The 14,882-nt window shown below is 58.6% G+C and carries 15 protein-coding genes; 8 read left to right on the top strand and 7 right to left on the bottom strand.

Annotation, left to right across the window (positions count from 1 at the left end; all coding sequences use genetic code 11):
• Nucleotides 1-8: 8 nt before the first annotated feature.
• The 4 genes from flgH to ACS4NR_RS02005 form a co-directional block, all read right to left on the bottom strand.
• Entirely contained in the window at nt 9-704 is a 696-nt protein-coding gene (gene flgH / locus ACS4NR_RS02020) for a flagellar basal body L-ring protein FlgH (protein WP_047600008.1), read from the bottom strand.
• A gap of 52 nt (nt 705-756) precedes the next feature.
• The gene (gene flgG, locus ACS4NR_RS02015) at nt 757-1,542 is read right to left on the bottom strand and encodes a flagellar basal-body rod protein FlgG (RefSeq protein WP_003222804.1); all 786 of its coding nucleotides are present in this window, start codon (nt 1,540-1,542) and stop codon (nt 757-759) included.
• 45 nt (nt 1,543-1,587) lie between these two features.
• A complete protein-coding gene (locus tag ACS4NR_RS02010) occupies nt 1,588-2,328 on the bottom strand; it encodes a flagellar basal body rod protein FlgF (protein WP_456018971.1) in 741 nt (246 codons plus the stop codon).
• Between the two features lie 351 nt (nt 2,329-2,679).
• Nucleotides 2,680-4,242, bottom strand: a complete 1,563-nt coding sequence (locus ACS4NR_RS02005; protein WP_166495454.1) for a sigma-54-dependent transcriptional regulator — start codon at nt 4,240-4,242, stop codon at nt 2,680-2,682.
• 384 nt (nt 4,243-4,626) lie between these two features.
• On the opposite strand from ACS4NR_RS02005, the gene phhA reads away from it, so the two are divergent.
• From phhA to ACS4NR_RS01975, 6 genes are all read left to right on the top strand, one after another.
• On the top strand, nt 4,627-5,418 hold the full coding sequence (gene phhA, locus ACS4NR_RS02000; RefSeq protein WP_007965510.1) for a phenylalanine 4-monooxygenase: 792 nt from the start codon (nt 4,627-4,629) through the stop codon (nt 5,416-5,418).
• Nucleotides 5,419-5,536: 118 nt separating this feature from the next.
• Nucleotides 5,537-5,893 (top strand): 4a-hydroxytetrahydrobiopterin dehydratase, encoded by a 357-nt coding sequence (locus ACS4NR_RS01995; protein ID WP_456018970.1) that lies wholly within the window; start codon nt 5,537-5,539, stop codon nt 5,891-5,893.
• Nucleotides 5,893-7,086, top strand: coding sequence for an amino acid aminotransferase (locus ACS4NR_RS01990; RefSeq protein WP_456018969.1), 1,194 nt, complete (start codon nt 5,893-5,895; stop codon nt 7,084-7,086). Before ACS4NR_RS01995 ends, ACS4NR_RS01990 begins: the two co-directional genes overlap by 1 nt.
• Before the next feature lie 269 nt (nt 7,087-7,355).
• Nucleotides 7,356-7,487 carry a hypothetical protein gene (locus ACS4NR_RS01985; protein ID WP_456018968.1) on the top strand — a complete coding sequence of 44 codons (132 nt, stop codon included), beginning with the start codon at nt 7,356-7,358 and terminating at the stop codon, nt 7,485-7,487.
• 70 nt (nt 7,488-7,557) lie between these two features.
• Nucleotides 7,558-7,740, top strand: coding sequence for a hypothetical protein (locus ACS4NR_RS01980; RefSeq protein WP_025113527.1), 183 nt, complete (start codon nt 7,558-7,560; stop codon nt 7,738-7,740).
• Nucleotides 7,741-7,843: 103 nt separating this feature from the next.
• Nucleotides 7,844-9,043: an MFS transporter gene (locus ACS4NR_RS01975; RefSeq protein WP_456018967.1), complete on the top strand. Its 1,200-nt coding sequence runs from the start codon at nt 7,844-7,846 to the stop codon at nt 9,041-9,043.
• Between the two features lie 62 nt (nt 9,044-9,105).
• Here the strand turns inward: ACS4NR_RS01975 and ACS4NR_RS01970 are convergent, their stop codons facing one another.
• The 3 genes from ACS4NR_RS01970 to ACS4NR_RS01960 all read right to left on the bottom strand — a co-directional run bounded on the left by ACS4NR_RS01970 (nt 9,106) and on the right by ACS4NR_RS01960 (nt 12,657).
• The gene (locus tag ACS4NR_RS01970) at nt 9,106-10,404 is read right to left on the bottom strand and encodes a hypothetical protein (RefSeq protein WP_456018966.1); all 1,299 of its coding nucleotides are present in this window, start codon (nt 10,402-10,404) and stop codon (nt 9,106-9,108) included.
• Nucleotides 10,405-10,602: 198 nt separating this feature from the next.
• The gene (arfB, locus tag ACS4NR_RS01965; RefSeq protein ID WP_003222786.1) at nt 10,603-11,016 is read right to left on the bottom strand and encodes an alternative ribosome rescue aminoacyl-tRNA hydrolase ArfB; all 414 of its coding nucleotides are present in this window, start codon (nt 11,014-11,016) and stop codon (nt 10,603-10,605) included.
• A 222-nt stretch (nt 11,017-11,238) separates the two neighbouring features.
• Nucleotides 11,239-12,657 (bottom strand): amino acid permease, encoded by a 1,419-nt coding sequence (locus ACS4NR_RS01960; RefSeq protein ID WP_456018965.1) that lies wholly within the window; start codon nt 12,655-12,657, stop codon nt 11,239-11,241.
• An 893-nt stretch (nt 12,658-13,550) separates the two neighbouring features.
• Here ACS4NR_RS01960 and ACS4NR_RS01955 point away from each other — a divergent pair.
• Complete coding sequence (locus ACS4NR_RS01955) at nt 13,551-13,688, top strand: hypothetical protein (protein ID WP_003222780.1); 138 nt, start codon at nt 13,551-13,553, stop codon at nt 13,686-13,688.
• A gap of 71 nt (nt 13,689-13,759) precedes the next feature.
• Nucleotides 13,760-14,725 (top strand): leucyl aminopeptidase, encoded by a 966-nt coding sequence (locus ACS4NR_RS01950; RefSeq protein WP_456018964.1) that lies wholly within the window; start codon nt 13,760-13,762, stop codon nt 14,723-14,725.
• The last annotated feature ends 157 nt before the right edge of the window (nt 14,726-14,882 follow it).

Here is a 14,882-nt window from a genome sequence, read left to right as displayed (position 1 = left end):
GTAGCCACCTAGAAAGGGAACAGCGGGCTGAGGAAGAAACGGTCGAACCAGCCTGGCTGACTCGTATCGGCGAACGCGCCGGTACCCGAGTAGGTGATGCGTGCATCGGCAACACGCGTCGACGACACGGTGTTATCGGTGGCGATGTCATCGGCACGAACCATGCCGGCAATGCGCACCAGTTCGTCACCGGTGTTGAGGGTCAGCCACTTCTCGCCACGCACAGCGATGATGCCGTTGGGCAGCACATCCGCGACGGTCACGGTGATCGAACCGGTCAGGCTGTTGCTCTGCCCGGACTTGGCGTCGCCCTTGGTCGAGCGGTCGGCGCTATAACCGGCGTTCAGGCTCAGGTCGTTGCCCCCGATCGGGTTGTTGGTGGTCAGGCTGGAGCCGAACAACGAAGTCAGACCGATCGAGTTGTCGCTGTTCTTGTCCATTTGCGAGTTGGCGTTCTTGCTCGCCTGGGTGCGCTCGTTCAGGGTGATGGTGATGATGTCACCGACCCGGAACGCCTTGCGGTCGCTGTACAGGTTCTGTTCGAAACCGGCCTGATAGATCGAGCCGTTATTGGCGGCTGCCGGCAACGGCGTGCGCGGCAACACCGGAGCGTAATAAGGGTCATTGGGCTTGGGTGTCGGGGCGACACAGCCCGCGAGCGAGACGACCCCACCCAATGCCAGAACAGATACGAAGCGTTTCATGACCCTACCTCACGGTATTGCTGGCGGCCTCAAGACCGCCCCATAGACTTGATTACAGATTCTGCGTTACGAACGAGAGCATCTGGTCGGCGGTGGAGATCACCTTGGAGTTCATCTCATAGGCGCGCTGAGTGGTGATCATGTTGACCATCTCTTCAACGGTGCTGACGTTGGAACCTTCCAGGGTGTTCTGCAGGGTGGTACCGAAACCGTTCAGGCCCGGGGTGCCGATTTGCGGCGCGCCGGAAGCAGCGGTTTCCAGGAACAGGTTGTTGCCCACCGCCTGCAGACCGGCCGGGTTGATGAAGTCAGCGGTTTGCAGGTTGCCGATCACTTGAGCGGCCGGGTTGCCTGGCACCGTGATCGACACGGTGCCGTCGGTGCCGACGGTGAAGCTCTGCGCGTTGTTCGGGATGACGATGGCCGGTTCTAGGGCGAAACCGCTGGCGTTGACGATCTGGCCGTTGGAGTCGAGGTGGAAAGTACCGTCACGGGTGTAGGACGTGGTGCCGTCCGGCTGCAGGATCTGGAAGAAACCGCGACCGTCGATGGCCATGTCCAGCGGCTGCTCGGTGGTTTGCAGGCTGCCGGCGGTGAAGTTTTTCTGGGTGCCGACGATGCGCACACCGGTACCCAGTTGCAGACCCGACGGCAGTTCACTGTCCTGGGTCGACTGGGCGCCTGGCTGACGCTTGATCTGATACAGCAGGTCCTGGAACTCGGCACGGTCACGTTTGAAACCCGTGGTCGACACGTTCGCCAGGTTGTTGGAAATGGTGGTCAGGTTGGTGTCCTGGGCGGACAGACCGGTTTTGGCAACCCATAGAGCCGGAAGCATTCGATTCTCCTCGTGCGCCTGTTTTACGGCGCGACGTTCTGATAATTAGCTGATCTGCAAGACCCGAGCCATGGCCTGGTCGTCGTCTTTGGCGGTGTTCATCATCTTGACGTGCAACTCGAACTGCTTGGCCAGGGCCAGCACCGAAGTCATTTCTTCCACGGCATTGACGTTGCTCGACTCAAGGAAACCCGACACCAGTTTGACGTTGGCATCGGCCTGCGCCGGCTGGCCGTCCTTGGTGTAGATCGAGCCATCGAGGCCTTTGTTGAGGTTCTTGATGTCCGGGTTGACCAGTTTGATCCGGTCGACTTCCGCCATGACGCGCGGGCCTTCGCCCATCGCACGAATACTGATGGTGCCGTCTTCACCGACTTCGACCTGCTGCTCCGGCGGCACGGCGATCGGACCGCCATTGCCAAGTACCGGCATGCCGTTGCCGGCGCGCAATACGCCGAGGGCGTCGATGTTGAGACTGCCGGTGCGCACGTAGCTTTCGCCACCGTTAGGGTTCTGCACGGCAATAAAGCCGTTGCCGGTCACGGCCACGTCGAGGTCACGCCCGGTCTGCACCAGCGAGCCTGCGGTAAAGTCGGTGGCGGGCCGTTCGCTCATGGCAAACGCACGCGCCGGAAAGCTGTCACCGAACACCGGCATCGAACGCGCCTGCTCCAGGTCGCGCTGAAAACCATTGGTGGAAATGTTCGCCAGGTTGTTGGCATGGGCCTTTTGCGCCAGCGCGTTCTGACTGGCGCCGGTCATTGCCACATAAAGGTACTTGTCCACACTCTTTCCTCTGCATGCCGGACGTTTGCCGCCCACCGCTGTACTGCTGAGCCATAAGCAATTTGCAGACCAACTTTTTTCTGGCGGCTCGCGGCCCGGTAAACAAAGGACTTGAGGGGTTTTGCGGGGAAATCTGAAATGTATCGAAGTCGAAAAACCGGCGGTGTTATGCCGCTTGGCGGCAATCCCGGATTTCGAAGACCCGTAAAAAACCTGTGGCGAGGGAGCTTGCTCCCGCTCGGCTGCGAAGCAGTCGTAAACCCGGCGAATGCGGCATGTCTGATTCACCTTGTTGAACGAATTTGGGTTTGCTGCGCAACCCAGCGGGAGCAAGCTCCCTCGCCACAATGGTTACTCGGCTGGGTCTTTACCGACCTCATACTCACGGAGCTTATTAGCAATGGTGGTGTGCGAAACCCCCAGCCGCTTTCCCAGTTGCCGACTGCTCGGGTGCTCGGAATACAGCCGCTCCAGCACCGCTTTTTCAAAGCGTCCGACGATCTCGTCCAGCCCGCCCTCCAGCGAGAAATCGCCAAGCGGCTGACGCACCCCGTAGTCCGGCAAGCGAATATGCTCGACCTTGACCGTGCCGCCATCACACAGCGAAACCGCCTGAAACAGCACGTTCTCCAGTTGCCGCACGTTGCCCGGCCAGTGGTAATGACTGAGGCGATCCATCGCCGCCGGCGCCAGTTTTGGCAGCGAACAGCCGATCTGGCGGCTGGCCTGATCAAGGAAGTGTTCCACCAGCGGGGTCAAACCGTCGAGGCATTCGCGCAGCGGCGGGATGTGCAGCGACAGCACGTTCAAGCGGTGATACAGATCCTGACGAAATTCTCCACGCGCGCACAGCTCGGACAAGTCGACCTGAGTCGCGCAGATCACCCGCACGTCCAGATACACCTCTTCGTCGCTGCCGACCCGGCGGAAGCAACCGTCCTGCAGAAAGCGCAGCAACTTCACTTGCAAGCGCGGGCTCATTTCACCGACGCCATCGAGAAACAGCGTGCCGCCCGCCGTCAGCTCCAGCAGACCGAGCTTGCCTTCGGCACGCGCGCCTTCGAACGCGCCGGGGCCGTAGCCGAACAGTTCGGTCTCGGCCATCGACTCAGGCAGCCCTGCGCAATTGAGCGCCATCAGCGGCGACTGCCCGCGCGGACTGGCGAGGTGGCAGGCGCGGGCGAGCAACTCTTTGCCGGTACCGGTTTCACCTTCGATCAACAGTGGCGCATCCAGTGGCGCCATGCGCCGCGCTTCACGCACGACAGCGGCCATCACTTTCGAGCTCTGAAAGATACTGTCGAAGCCGCGCAGCTCCTGCTTGCGCACGTTATAGATGCGCTCGCCGACGCGGTCGGCGCGGTGCAAGGTCAGTACCGCACCGGCCATCGCTTCGCTGTCGTCGTGCTCCGATTGCAGCGGCGCGATGTCGGCGAGAAAGATGTCGCCCTTGACCTTGACGCGCATGCCGTTGATTCGCGACTTGTTGGCGCGCACCAGTTCCGGCAGGTCGAAATCCTCGGCATAGCGCGACAGCGGAATCCCCGGCACCTCATCCACCCGCACCCCGAGCAACTGCGCCGCCGCGCGGTTGGCAGCGACGATCGAGCCGCCCATGTCGATCGACAGCACCGGGAACTCCAGCGCGCCGAGCAACGCGTTCAACTCCATGTGCCGACGCTCGCTGGGCATCAACCCGACGCGTTTGACGCCAAACACCCCGGCAATCGCCTCGAACTTCGGCCGCAGCGCCTGGAACTGAATGTTGATCAGGTTCGGGCAGTGCAGGTAGATCGCATTGCCGTGCTCACCCCCGACCTCACCGCGCGCAACGTTGATCCCGTACTCCACTAACAAGTTGAGGATGTCGCGCAGGATGCCGATGCGGTTCTGGCAGTGGACTTTGATACGCATATAAAGAGGCCCGACGAGGGTGAGGGGTTAAACACAATCCCTGTAGGAGCGGGCTTGCTCGCGAAAGCGGTGTGTCAGTCGCCATTCATGCAGCTGACACACCGCTTTCGCGAGCAAGCCCGCTCCCACAGGGGGTTGCGCCACGACTTTTCTGTGGAGGCGCACAGATAGTTGTCAAGATTATGTGACAGCCATAGCCCTTTTCAAACCTGCAAATCACCGCAAATGCGCAATATCAGTCAAAGCGTAACGATTTTTTTACGAAAACCCGCGATTATTCCTGCCAGGAACGCGTTCAACCTGCTGCATCCCACCGCGCTCTCGGGTAATCCTGACCCCATCGCTGGACATAACAAGAACGAATTCCCCTAGCAGGAGAGCAGTATGAAGCAGACGCAATACGTGGCCCGCGAGCCCGATGCGCAAGGTTTTATCGACTACCCCGCCGAAGAACACGCGGTGTGGAACACGCTGATCACCCGCCAGTTGAAAGTGATCGAGGGTCGCGCGTGCCAGGAATACCTGGACGGTATCGAAAAACTCGGCCTGCCCCACGACCGCATCCCGCAACTGGGCGAGATCAACAAGGTGCTCGGTGAGACCACCGGCTGGCAGGTTGCCCGCGTCCCGGCACTGATCCCCTTCCAGACCTTCTTCGAATTGCTCGCCAGCAAACAGTTTCCGGTGGCCACGTTCATTCGTACCCGCGAAGAACTGGACTACCTGCAAGAGCCGGACATTTTTCACGAGATCTTCGGCCACTGCCCGCTGCTGACCAACCCATGGTTCGCCGAATTCACTCACACCTACGGCAAGCTCGGCCTGCAGGCCACCAAGGAAGAGCGCGTGTACCTGGCGCGCCTGTACTGGATGACCATCGAGTTCGGCCTGGTCGATACCCCGCAAGGCAAACGCATCTACGGCGGCGGCATCCTGTCCTCGCCGAAGGAGACCGTTTACTCGCTGTCGGACGAGCCCGAGCATCAGGCCTTCGATCCGCTGGAAGCCATGCGCACGCCGTATCGCATCGACATCCTGCAGCCGCTGTACTTTGTCCTGCCGAACCTCAAGCGTCTGTTCGACGTCGCCCATGAAGACATCATGGCCATGGTTCGCCAAGGCATGCAGCTGGGGTTGCACGCACCGAAGTTTCCGCCAAAACCGAAAGCCGCGTGATCCGCGACTTTTGCTGAGAATTGAGTCTGTCAGTTGCCGCCACTTTGGTTTAGCGTGACGGCATTGACGGGCCGATAGTTTCTATAAAAAAAACACACTCGATTTCAGGAATCACACCATGTCCACTTTGAACCAAGCCCACTGCGAAGCCTGCCGTGCCGATGCGCCACAAGTCAGCGACGAAGAACTGCCGATCCTGATCAAGCAGATCCCGGACTGGAGCATCGAAGTACGCGACAGCATCATGCAGCTGGAGAAAGTCTTCCTGTTCAAGAACTTCAAGCATGCGCTGGCCTTCACCAACGCCGTCGGTGAAATCTCCGAGGCCGAAGGTCACCACCCGGGTCTGCTGACCGAATGGGGCAAAGTCACCGTGACCTGGTGGAGCCACTCAATCAAGGGCCTGCACCGCAACGACTTCATCATGGCCGCGCGCACTGACGAAGTGGCCAAGACCGCAGAAGGACGCAAGTAATGCACTTCGACGCCATCGGCCGGGTACCCGGCGACCCGATCCTCGGTTTGATGGAGGCCTATGCGCAGGACACTAACCCGCGCAAGTTCGACCTCGGCGTTGGCGTCTACAAGGATGCCCAGGGCCTGACGCCGATCCCTGAAGCGGTGAAAATCGCCGAGGCGCGACTGGTCGAAAGCCAGGACACCAAGACCTACATCGGCGGTCACGGCAATCCATTGTTCGGCAAGGTCATCAATGAGCTGGTGCTCGGCGCCGACTCGAAGCTGATCGCCGACCAGCGCGCCGGCGCCACCCAGACTCCGGGCGGTACCGGCGCGCTGCGTCTGGCGGCCGACTTCATCGCCCAATGCCTGCCGGGCAAGGGCGTGTGGCTGAGCAACCCGACCTGGCCGATCCACGAAACGATTTTCGCAACGGCCGGGGTCAAGGTCAGTCACTACCCGTACGTGGGCAGCGACAACCGCCTCGACGTCGATGCGATGCTCGCCGTGCTCAACGAAGTGCCGAAGGGCGACGTGGTGCTGCTCCATGCGTGCTGCCACAACCCGACCGGTTTCGACCTGAGCCACGATGACTGGCAGCGCGTGCTCGACGTGGTGCGCCACCGTGACCTGCTGCCGCTGATCGACTTTGCCTACCAGGGCTTTGGCGACGGTCTGGAGCAGGACGCGTGGTCGACCCGACTGTTCGCCGCCGAAGTACCCGAGCTGCTGATTACCAGCTCCTGCTCGAAAAACTTCGGCCTGTACCGCGACCGTACCGGGGCTCTGATTGTCTGCGCGAAAACCGCTGACAAGCTGATCGACATCCGCAGCCAACTGGCGCACATCGCCCGCAACCTGTGGTCGACACCACCGGATCACGGTGCGGCCGTGGTCGCGACCATCCTCGCCGACCCGGAGCTGAAAGCGCGCTGGGCCGACGAAGTGGAAGCCATGCGCTTGCGCATCGCGCAACTGCGCAGCGGTCTGGTCGAAGCGCTGGAACCGCACGGTCTGCGCGAGCGTTTTGCGCACATTGGCGTGCAACGCGGAATGTTCTCCTACACCGGGCTGTCACCGGAGCAGGTCAAACAACTGCGTGAACAGCACAGCGTGTACATGGTCAGCTCGGGCCGGGCCAACGTCGCCGGGATCGACGCAACGCGTCTGGCGCTGCTGGCCGAGGCCATCGCCGACGCCTGCAAATAACCCCGCAATCCCCCTGTAGGAGTGAGCCTGCTCGCGATAGCGGCGTATCAGCCAGCATATGAGTTGACTGACACACCGCCATCGCGAGCAGGCTCACTCCTACAGATGTTTTTGCGGCGACCTTTGTTATTGCGCTTCTCCCTGCGGCCATCTGTCGCATTATTTTCAATTAAAAGTCTGATTGTCATTTTTCCTGCTGTATCCTGCGCAGGCTTTCAAGAAGCGCGGATCTACCAGATCTATCAACAGACTTAGCGAGGAGCGCAACCATGCACGAGATTCCTAATCTCCCCTTCCCAAGCCTGCACGTACCTGAGCAGACGACCACGCAACAAGCCGGCGCCCAGCAGCCCGAGCCGAAACAAGCCGTTGAGAGCCGCCAGGCCGACAGCGAAGAGTAAAACCCCGCCGTACAGACCGTGTGGAAAGCGCTAAGATGCGCTTTCCACACTGCCTGAAACCGAGCCCGCCATGACCGACGAATTCTCTGAAAGCCAAGCCGCCGTCCTGATCGGCGCCACCGAGAAAATGATCGAGATCTGGAACCGCCTCTCCCCGGAAAAGCAGGCCGCCCTGCTCGCCCGCTTCGGCAGCGAAGAAAACGCCCTCGCCGCCCTCGTCACCACGCAACTGGTCGCCCCGGCCAAGTCGTGAATCTGCCCTGCGGCAAATAGTTTTACTTTTCCCCGCTCCTGACGCGTCCGCGCCGGTATCATAAGCAGCCTATCTAATCCTGCTTTGCCGTGGATCGTTTCCCATGTCGTCCTCTCTGCCACAACCCCAGCGCCCCCTGGCGGTCACGCTGCAAGTCGTGTCCATCGTCCTCTTCACCTTCATCGGCTATCTGAACATCGGCATTCCGCTCGCGGTGTTGCCAGGTTACGTCCACAGTGACCTGGGCTTCGGCGCGGTGATCGCCGGGCTGGTGATCAGCGTGCAATACCTCGCCACCCTGCTCAGCCGTCCGTACGCCGGCAAGATCATCGACAACCAGGGCAGCAAGCGCGCGGTGATGATCGGGTTGGCCGGTTGTGGCTTGAGTGGCGTGTTCATGCTGATTTCGGCGTGGACACCGAATTTGCCGATGCTCAGCCTGATCAGCCTGTTGGTCGGCCGCCTGGTGCTAGGCAGCGCGGAAAGCCTGGTCGGCTCCGGCTCTATCGGCTGGGGCATCGGCCGCGTTGGTGCGGCGAACACCGCCAAAGTGATTTCGTGGAACGGCATCGCCAGTTACGGCGCGCTCGCGGTGGGCGCGCCGTTCGGTGTGTGGCTGGTCGGCCAGTTGGGATTGTGGAGCATGGGCGTCAGCATCATTCTGCTGGCAGCGCTGGGACTGCTGCTGGCCTGGCCGAAAACCGCGGCGCCGATTGTCGCCGGCGAGCGCCTGCCATTCATGCACGTGCTCGGTCGAGTGTTCCCGCACGGCTGCGGTCTGGCACTGGGCTCGATCGGTTTCGGCACCATCGCCACCTTCATCACTCTGTATTACGCCACCCGGCAATGGGATAACGCGGTGCTGTGCCTGAGCCTGTTCGGCGCCAGCTTCATCGGCGCGCGACTGCTGTTCGGCAACTTGATCAACCGCCTCGGCGGCTTCCGCGTAGCGATCGCCTGCCTCTCGGTGGAAACCCTCGGCCTGTTACTGCTGTGGCTGGCACCGGATGCGCATTGGGCGCTGGCCGGGGCGGCGTTGAGCGGTTTCGGCTTCTCGCTGGTATTCCCGGCGCTGGGCGTGGAAGCGGTGAACCTGGTGCCTGCCTCCAGCCGTGGCGCGGCGGTCGGCGCGTATTCGCTGTTCATCGATTTGTCGCTGGGGATCACCGGACCATTGGCCGGGGCGATTGCCGCGGGCTTCGGTTTTGCTTCGATCTTCCTGTTCGCCGCCCTCGCCTCACTGAGCGGCCTGATCCTGAGTGTGTATTTGTACCGCATTACACCAAAACACCACTTTCATTGATCGCCCAAAATTGGCCATTCATTGGTTCCGAATGGCCAATAAACAACTGCGGCTTCTATACGCTAACCATGCAAACGGAAAATGGCGAAGCTACCGTTCTCTCTATTTTTACTGGATACAAACACAATTTTTCGATCTTCCTGAACAGCGAGATCGTGAATAATCTGGTCTTTTGGAAATACAACCTTTCCAGCAACACCAAACCCCTCGTCCCAACCCATGTCTTGTTCAAGACTGGCAATAAATGCCTGGCTATCCGACCCGCCACGCAAATAAGCATAACCTGCAACCACAACAGTTGATTTCAAATCATAGAGAGCTGCTTGCGTCATATAGATATCGCTGAAATCATCACTGATAAATCCTCCCCATCCTTGTTCGCCAAAAAGTGGATCTTCCTCGCCTTTGAGCCCGCGACGTTGAAGCTGGAGAAACAGATACTGCGGAACTCCATTATCCGAAGTACCTATAATATAAAACTGAGAACGATCGTCGCGTTTCAGAATGAAGTTTTTAACCGAAGGTGCGCCATCATAATATCCTCCGCCCCCAAAACTGGAGTCAAGATCACCACGGGCATCATACCGGCCAACAAACCAACTTTTATCACGCAGGCCCTCTGAAGCGGCGACAATATAACCATCGCCTTGGCGAAACATATCCTGTCCTATGACTAAAACAGACGAACCTCGAAAAACTAATCGGTACCCGCCATTACCGAACGCTCCGTCCAAACTACCATTATTTTTTAACTTGACCAGGAACGCACTATCGAAAAGTCCTCTTTCATCAAGCGTAGTCAGAAGCAAAACGCCGCCATCGTCCAATAATTCCATAGTTCCGTGGTAGTCGCGCCCCTTATCCGCCAGAAGTTGCTTCACCTTTGGAACATCTGAACTTGCAGGAACAACCTCTTTCAGATCCAGACTCCACAACATGACTCCTTTGCTGCCAAACCCTTCATCAAGCTCCCCATTCAAATCGAATCGAGCCAGGCCGGTAGCACGATTAAAGCCGTCTTTACGAGCGAAGAACCCCAACACATACTTGCCATGAACACTATCAAACTTCACGCTATAGGGCTGCGGCAAATCCCACCCAGGAAAAAACTCCGAGAGTTTAAAAAAAACACTACCCGCTTTTCCGAAACTCTCGTCGATACCTCCTTCCTCATCAAGCATGCACAGGTAAATCTCTTGCCGCTCCTCGTCAGTTGCTGCGCAAAGAATCCTGTTCGGTTCTGAGAGAAGAGTGACGACCCGAGGTTGAAGCCTCTGACCTTGTTCTCCGTATAAAACGACCTCACTGCGCACACCAAAATCAGTATCAGGAGTACCACGCACATCATTTAAGTTATTCATTTACTTTTGCTCAATCAATGAAAAGAGAGCTCAGTAAACGTGTAACAGCAATCCGGCACACCTGTCAGATATGACAGTCATGTAGACCAATTAGTTATAAAAGAGTAGTTCATATCCGGAAATTTATTAAGTTGAGAGGTGCGTAATGGATACAATGCCCGCTCCGGATGAAATGTAACAACTCCATGACACCAACCCTTAAAAATCCACCTTGCCGCGCCCGGCCTTGATGCTGCCGCGCTTGGTCTTGGATTCTAGCCGGCGCTTCTTCGAGCCGAGGGTAGGCTTGGTCGGGCGGCGCTTCTTTTCGACCTTGGTGGCGCTGAGGATCAGCTCGGTCAGACGCTCCAGCGCATCCGCACGGTTGGCTTCCTGCGTGCGGTATTGCTGAGCCTTGATAATCAGCACGCCATCGCTGGTGATGCGACTGTCACGCAACGCCAGCAGTCGCTCCTTGTAGAACTCGGGCAAGGACGAAGCCGGAATGTCGAAGCGCAGGTGCACGGCGCTGGAGACCTTGTTGACGTTCTGCCCGCCGGCGCCTTGCGCGCGGATGGCTGTCAATTCGATCTCGGCATCCGGCAGATGCACGTTGTTGGAAATCACCAGCATGGGAAAGCGTCCGTAATCAGAGGGTGCAGGATACCGCGAAACCGTCCGAGCCTCCGATCCCCCTGTAGGAGTGAGCCTGCTCGCGATAGCGGTAAGTCAGATAAATATTTGTCGACTGATACACCGCTATCGCGATCAGGCTCACTCCTACAAGGGATTGTGTAAACCCCAGAAACGACAAACCCGGCACATTGGCCGGGTTTGTCGTTTTTGCCTCAGCGCTTACTTCGAAGCACTTGCCGCGTGCAGCGCCTGCTGCGCACCGCGCTTGTTCTTGATCACGTAGCAGACCCACATGAACACGACCCACACCGGAATCGCGTACACCGAGATCTGGATGCCCGGGATCAGCAGCATTACGCCAAGGATGAACGCGACGAACGCCAGGCAGACATAGTTGCCGTACGGGTACCACAGCGCCTTGAACAGCGGCTTCTGCTGCGTCTTGTTCATGTGCTGGCGGAACTTGAAGTGCGAGAAGCTGATCATCGCCCAGTTGATCACCAGCGTTGCAACCACCAGCGACATCAGCAGTTCCAGCGCATGCTGCGGGATCAGATAGTTAAGCAGCACGGCGACCAGGGTCACCGCTGCGGAAGCCAGGATCGAACGCACCGGCACGCCGCGCTTGTCGATTTTCGCCAGACCTTTCGGCGCATCGCCCTGCTCGGCCATGCCCAGCAGCATGCGGCTGTTGCAGTAAGTGCCGCTGTTGTACACCGACAGCGCTGCGGTCAGGACCACAAAGTTGAGGATGTGCGCGGCGGTGTTGCTGCCGAGCATCGAGAACACCTGCACGAACGGGCTGCCGCTGTACGAATCGCCGGAAGCGTTGAGCGTTTCCAGCAGACTGTCCCACGGAGTCAGCGACAGCAGGATCACCAGCGCACCGATGTAGAAAATCAGGATGCGGTAGATCACCTGGTTGATCGCTTTCGGGATCACGGTTTTCGGCTTGTCCGCTTCGGCGGCGGTGAAACCGAGCATTTCCAGACCGCCGAAAGAGAACATGATGATCGCCATCGCCATCACCAGACCGCTGACACCGTTGGGGAAGAACCCGCCGTGCGACCACAGGTTGCTGACCGAGGCCTGCGGGCCGCCATGGCCGCTGACCAGCAGGTAGCTGCCCAGCGCAATCATGCCGACGATCGCCACGACCTTGATGATCGCGAACCAGAATTCGGCTTCACCGAACACTTTGACGTTGGCCAGGTTGATCGCGTTGATCAGCACGAAGAACGCTGCAGCGGTGACCCAGGTCGGGATGTCCGGTGCCCAGTAGTGGATGTACTTGCCGACCGCGGTCAGCTCCGACATGCCCACCAGAATGTACAGAATCCAGCAGTTCCAACCCGACAGGAAACCGGCAAAGCCGCCCCAGTACTTATGCGCGAAATGGCTGAAGGAACCGGCCACCGGCTCTTCGACGATCATCTCGCCGAGCTGGCGCATGATCATGAAGGCGATGAAGCCGCAGATGGCGTAGCCGAGGATCATCGACGGGCCGGCCGATTTCAGGACCCCGGCCGAGCCGAGGAACAATCCGGTACCGATCGCGCCACCGAGGGCGATCAGTTGAATATGGCGATTTTTCAGGCCGCGTTTCAGCTCGCCTGATTGCGAGTTTTGTCCACTCATGAAAAAGGTCCCACGCAAGGTTTGATGATGTTCAGTAGACGTTGCTGCAAGGTTGCGATTTCAGACAACCTCGATCAAACCCCAGCGCAAGCACCAGGAATTCAGCGTTTTTACAACGGTCATGCGTCACCTGTTTGTTTTTATCTGTGACGAAATCGAACCCGACACGCTTGTGACGCGGCGGAGTGAACAAGGCGGATAACCTTGAGGTTTGCGCGATTACGCAGAGGGTCACAGTTAAAACGCGGCGCATTGTACACCGCTAACCCCCTGCTGCCAGACCCCGCTGGATCAGCGTGGCGCTTGCCGGGATTGCGTGGGTCCGCCTCGAGATGTCCGGACGGCTGCAAAAATTGAGTCAGGCCTTTGCAGGCCTTCGACGGGGACGAGCGAAAAACCGCCCCACAGAGAGAAGTGAAGATCAATCTCGGCGTTCATTGCGCCTCCTTCTTGTTATGCACCTGCACGACAGGCATGAGGCGCATCTCACCCTGCAAACGGCGCTGAAACAAGCGCGCCAGAGCCTTGCACAAGGCCTTTGCGGCCGGGCTTCGGCAGGTTTTCCTTACAGCGTCGGCAAGGGGGTAAATTCACTGGGCTTTATCGTGGTTTTCGTAAACTTTTCTTTACGATGCGTAACGCAGATTTTCCATTTCGGAAAATTCTGTAGGACGTCTGCAAATTGACGGTAGCAAGCTTGCTAATGAAAGTTGTCGCTTAGTTTTTTGTTTTCAAATAAGAAATCCGCCGCTTAAAAACAGAATAAAAAGTTTATTTAAATTTTAAATAAATAATTTTTTGCATTACAAAACACCCTGAACTAGGTTCTTCACGTCTTGCCGGCCAACTCGACCGGCCAGTCATAACCGTGAAAGTCATCTAGGAGATCGACCATGCAAGCACTGGAAAAAGACCTGGACACCGAACTGCAACTGGACGAATGGTTCGAAGCACCGACCCATGAGGCGGCTGTGGAAATGATGCAAGCTGACGCGGTGGTTCCGTTCGGCACGGCGATGTGGCCTCTGTAAGACATCCCCGGGCAGGCACGATCCGGCCGGTCGTGCCTGCCGCTTTCTTCACGGTCAGTCAGGGAGGACACATGGATAAGCCCCGCGCGATCTCGCATTTCCTTTACTACCTCGAACATCACCCTGCCCTTGCCGGTCTCGACTCGGCAAAGGTACTGCTCGGCCACACCGCCGATTACGAAGCCCTGACCGGCGCCATCGCCGAACAGGCCGGCGATCATCCCCGCTTCACCTTCAGCGCCAGACGCCTGGACCTGGAAAGCACCGCCACGCTGACCGCGGCGATTGCCGACAGCGATCTGTACATTTTCTACTACGACTCTTCCACCCTGCCCAACCCGCGCCCCGACGGCCCGGAGTTCGTCCGCGCCCTGCAAGGCGTGATGGCGGAAAACTGGAAGAAGTCGCTGCTGTTCAAGGATTACGGCGACTATTTCTACGACACTTTCAGCGTCACCCCGCAGCGCATCGCGGGGCTCAACAGTCACTTGATCCAGCGCATGTCCCAGGCGACGACGCTGAGCTTCAAGGACGACCACGGCTCCTGGTTCGAAACGCCGCTGAGCAGCATCAAGAAGTGGACCGACATCAACGGTGTCGGCAACTTCGACCTGGCTCCCGGCGAAATCGCCACCCACAGCGAAGCCATCAACGGTCATGTGAAATTCAAGGGCACCTTCCTCAGCACCATCCCGTTTGCGCGCAAGTACGGCGTGCTGGAGTCGCCGCTGGAACTGTGGATCGAGAACTCGACCATCAGCCGCATTGCCACCGATGTGCCGGGGCTGGAACACGACTTCAACAAATACCTGGACGCCAACCCTTCGAACCGGCGCATCGAGGAATTGGGGATTGGTACCAATGAAGGGGTGAAAGAGCTGTATGCGCGCAATGCCGGGTTCGAAGAGCGGCATTGCGGGTTGCATCTGGGACTGGGTGGTGGGGCCAAGGGCAGCCATCACCTGGATCTGATTTTCTCTGGCGGGGTGTTGGCGCTGGATGACAAGCCAGTGTTTGATGGGCGGTTTGTGTTTTAGGCGACTGACGCTTTCGCGAGCAAGCTCGCTCCCACAATGGGAATTGTGTTCAACGCAGATCCAATGTGGGAGCGGGCTTGCTCGCGAAGAGGCCGGTTCAGCCAATGCAACTCTTTCGCCGGACGAAAAAAAAAACGCCAACCCTGCGGTTGGCGTT

This window comes from Pseudomonas sp. JQ36 (genome assembly GCF_053851495.1).
The sequence above is the reverse complement of the archived record's forward strand: the minus strand, read 5'-3'. Positions and strand labels throughout refer to the sequence as shown.

What these genes read in the sequence shown, in the direction of transcription:
- flgH (WP_047600008.1), bottom strand. Translation starts at nt 704, where the DNA reads ATGAAACGCTTCGTATCTGTTCTGGCATTGGGTGGGGTCGTCTCGCTC.
- flgG (WP_003222804.1), bottom strand. Translation starts at nt 1,542, where the DNA reads ATGCTTCCGGCTCTATGGGTTGCCAAAACCGGTCTGTCCGCCCAGGAC.
- ACS4NR_RS02005 (WP_166495454.1), bottom strand. Translation starts at nt 4,242, where the DNA reads ATGCGTATCAAAGTCCACTGCCAGAACCGCATCGGCATCCTGCGCGAC.
- phhA (WP_007965510.1), top strand. Translation starts at nt 4,627, where the DNA reads ATGAAGCAGACGCAATACGTGGCCCGCGAGCCCGATGCGCAAGGTTTT.
- ACS4NR_RS01995 (WP_456018970.1), top strand. Translation starts at nt 5,537, where the DNA reads ATGTCCACTTTGAACCAAGCCCACTGCGAAGCCTGCCGTGCCGATGCG.
- ACS4NR_RS01990 (WP_456018969.1), top strand. Translation starts at nt 5,893, where the DNA reads ATGCACTTCGACGCCATCGGCCGGGTACCCGGCGACCCGATCCTCGGT.
- ACS4NR_RS01985 (WP_456018968.1), top strand. Translation starts at nt 7,356, where the DNA reads ATGCACGAGATTCCTAATCTCCCCTTCCCAAGCCTGCACGTACCTGAG.
- ACS4NR_RS01980 (WP_025113527.1), top strand. Translation starts at nt 7,558, where the DNA reads ATGACCGACGAATTCTCTGAAAGCCAAGCCGCCGTCCTGATCGGCGCC.
- ACS4NR_RS01975 (WP_456018967.1), top strand. Translation starts at nt 7,844, where the DNA reads ATGTCGTCCTCTCTGCCACAACCCCAGCGCCCCCTGGCGGTCACGCTG.
- ACS4NR_RS01970 (WP_456018966.1), bottom strand. Translation starts at nt 10,404, where the DNA reads ATGAATAACTTAAATGATGTGCGTGGTACTCCTGATACTGATTTTGGT.
- arfB (WP_003222786.1), bottom strand. Translation starts at nt 11,016, where the DNA reads ATGCTGGTGATTTCCAACAACGTGCATCTGCCGGATGCCGAGATCGAA.
- ACS4NR_RS01960 (WP_456018965.1), bottom strand. Translation starts at nt 12,657, where the DNA reads ATGAGTGGACAAAACTCGCAATCAGGCGAGCTGAAACGCGGCCTGAAA.
- ACS4NR_RS01955 (WP_003222780.1), top strand. Translation starts at nt 13,551, where the DNA reads ATGCAAGCACTGGAAAAAGACCTGGACACCGAACTGCAACTGGACGAA.
- ACS4NR_RS01950 (WP_456018964.1), top strand. Translation starts at nt 13,760, where the DNA reads ATGGATAAGCCCCGCGCGATCTCGCATTTCCTTTACTACCTCGAACAT.